The organism is Streptomyces sp. NPDC101151 (assembly GCF_044768335.1).
GTDB lineage: Bacteria > Actinomycetota > Actinomycetes > Streptomycetales > Streptomycetaceae > Streptomyces.
Window position 1 is genome coordinate 1 of record NZ_JBIWPP010000142.1, and the last position, 1,202, is coordinate 1,202.

Genomic DNA, 1,202 nt, shown 5'->3' on the forward strand with positions numbered 1-1,202 from the left:
CCGACCGTGGCCGACCGGGTGGTCCAAGCGTCCTTGAAGCTGGTGCTGGAGCCGATCTTCGAGGCGGACTTTGCGCCGTGCTCGTACGGCTTCAGGCCCAACCGGCGTGCGCACGACGCCATGGCTGAGGCGCGGTTTCTGGCATCCAAGACCTACGAATGGGTGCTGGAGGGCGACATCACAGCCTGTTTCGACGAGATCTCGCACTCTGCCCTGATGGACAGGGCGCGGGTTCGGATCGGAGACAAGCGCGTGCTCGCGTTGGTGAAGGCGTTCTTGAAGGCGGGCATCCTCACCGAGGTTGGCACCTCCAAAGAGACCGTCACCGGCACCCCACAAGGCGGAATCCTCTCGCCACTGCTGGCCAATGTGGCGCTCTCGGTCTTGGACGAGCACTTCACCAAGATCGAGGGGGGTCCGCAGACCAGCCCGAAGCGACGGTTCACCCGGCGCCAGAAGGGTCTCCCCAACTACCGGTTGATCCGGTACGCGGACGACTTCGTCATTCTGGTCTCGGGCACCCAAGCGCACACCGAGGCGCTGCTTCCGGAAGTGGCGGAAGTCCTCTCCTCCGTCGGCTTGAGGCTGTCGGAGGAGAAGACGCTGATCACGCACATCGACGAGGGCCTCGACTTTCTCGGCTGGCGCATCCAGCGTCACCGCAAGCGAGGGACCGACCGGCAGTACGTCTACAACTACCCGGCCAAGAAGGCACTTCGGTCCATCAAGGCCAAGACCAAGGCGCTCTGCCGGATGAACGTCAGCCTGCCGCTGGCAGTCCTGCTGCACAAGCTCAACCAGGTGCTGCGGGGCTGGACCGCCTACTTCCGCCCCGGGGTGTCGGCCAGGGCCTTCCAATACCTGCGCATGATCGTCTGGCGCCAGGTCTTCGGATGGCTCCGGCGAAAGCACCTCGGCACGGGATGGAAGGAACTCCGTCGTCGTTACTGCGACGGCGGATGGTGGCCGCACGACGGAGAAGTCGTCCTGTTCAACCCCGGGTCGGTAGTCACCACGCGTTACCGTCCGCGGGGGACGACGATCCCATCGCCCTGGCCCAGCGCAACCTGAGGAGAGTCCACGCTCAACGGGACTTGTGGAGAGCCGGATGCGGGGCCAACTCGCACGTCCGGTTCGGGAGGGCGGCGTGGAGAAACGGGCCGGGAGGAATCCCGGAACCGCGCTCCGCGCCGACCCCACCA

1 protein-coding gene is annotated in these 1,202 nt (G+C 65.6%); it reads left to right on the top strand.

All coding sequences use genetic code 11. The annotated features are described in order from the left end of the window. Window positions 1–1,071 (top strand): reverse transcriptase domain-containing protein (locus ACIRU3_RS47805; RefSeq protein WP_404070807.1); only part of this gene is annotated, 1,071 nt, incomplete at its 5' end. Window positions 1,072–1,202: the final 131 nt, after the last annotated feature.